Source organism: Nonomuraea sp. MG754425 (genome assembly GCF_021699195.1).
Classification (GTDB): Bacteria; Actinomycetota; Actinomycetes; order Streptosporangiales; family Streptosporangiaceae; genus Nonomuraea.
In genome coordinates, this window is record NZ_SSXE01000416.1 from 1 (window position 1) to 1,509 (window position 1,509).

Sequence of the window (1,509 nt, forward strand, 5' to 3'; positions counted from 1 at the left end):
CTCCCTCCGCTGCCTGCTCCCCGTGGATCAACGACCGGGCCGGCACGCTTCAGGGTTTTGCGAAGCATCGCCGCTTTCCGCGAACTCGGCCGCCTGCCCGGTCGTTGATCCACGGGGAGCAGGCAGCGGAGGGAGCGTACGTGACGCAGGCCGGGGCGATTCCGAGCACGGACGGCTGGATCGGGCGAGAGGCGGACGTCGGCCGGGTCGTGGCAGCGCTGACCTCGCCGGACACCGGTCTGATCGTGGTGGCGCCGGAGGTGGACGGCGTCGAGGGCCTGGGCGTCACCGCCGTCGTGGCGGCGGCGCTGCGCCGTTCGGAGGTGGCCGCCCGCTTCCCCGGGGGCGTCGGCTGGCTGGGCGCCGGCGGCTCCCATCCGGAGGAGCGGGCCACGGAGTTCACCGAGGTGCTGGAACGCCTGCACGGCGACGACGTGGAGCTGTTCTCCTGGCTGGAGCCGCAGGACCTGCTGGGCGCCGTGCACGACGAGGAGGCGGCCGGCGGGCTGCTGCGGGAGCAGGTCTTCACCCCCGGACGACACCTGATGGTGGTGGACGGGCTGCGGCACGCCGGCCAGGTGGTGCCGCTGGCGTTCGCGGTCCCGGGCTGCACCTGGCTGGTCACGTCCGAGACGGCGGACACCGCGGCAGCGGGGCTGGAGTTCGCGGCCACGGTGCGCGTCGGCCCGATGACCTCCGCCGACGGCGCGGCGCTGCTGCGCCGCGACCTGCCCGCCCTGGAGGAGGCGACGGCCGCCCGCCTGGCGGAGCTGACCGGCGGCTGGCCGCTGGCCCTCACCATGGCGCACGGGTTCGTCGTCAGCCAGGTCGTCACCGGCGTGCCCGCCACCGAGGCGGCGGCGCGGCTGGCCGCCGGGCTGCCCGGCCGCGTGGACCTCGCCGACCCCGACTCCCGGGCCGCCCTGATCGGGGCGCTGGTGGACCGCTCGCTCGGCTGGCTGCGCACGGTCGATCCGGTCGCGGCCGAACGTTTCCTCCACCTCGGGCTGTTCGGCCCCGGCGAGGACATCCCCATCGGCGTGGCCGCCATGTTGTGGAGCTCGGGCGGGGCCGCGACGGGTGGGCAGATCGGCGCGCTCGTCGCCCGCCTCGAAGGGCTGCGCCTGGTGGGGCGGCGCACCGATCATCCGGTGCTGGTGCTGGCGGACGCCGTCAAGGCGCGGGTGCGCGAGCTCCTCGGCCCGGACGGCCTCGACCGGGCCCGGCGCCTGCTGATCGACGCCGAACCCGGCCGGACCCCCGAGGGCTGGGCCGGCCTGCCCGGCACGAGCGAGTGGATGCTGCGCAACCTCGCCGGCCTGTACGCGGACGCGGGGGAGCGGGAGCGGCTGCACGACCTGGTGTGCGACGTGTCCTGGCTGGCCGCCCGCATCCACCACTCCGGCGTGGAAGCCGCCCTGCACGACCTCACCCAAGCCACCCGCACCCTCCCCCCGCCATCCGGGCGTGACCCGGACGCGGATGTCCTTGGGCCGTCCGGGTCCTGAC

At 76.0% G+C, this 1,509-nt stretch carries 1 protein-coding gene; it reads left to right on the forward strand.

The window, feature by feature from the left end; translation table 11 throughout:
• Nucleotides 1-140 precede the first annotated feature (140 nt).
• Nucleotides 141-1,508: a hypothetical protein gene (locus tag FAF44_RS53165; protein WP_237111113.1), complete on the forward strand. Its 1,368-nt coding sequence runs from the start codon at nt 141-143 to the stop codon at nt 1,506-1,508.
• Nucleotide 1,509 lies beyond the last annotated feature (1 nt).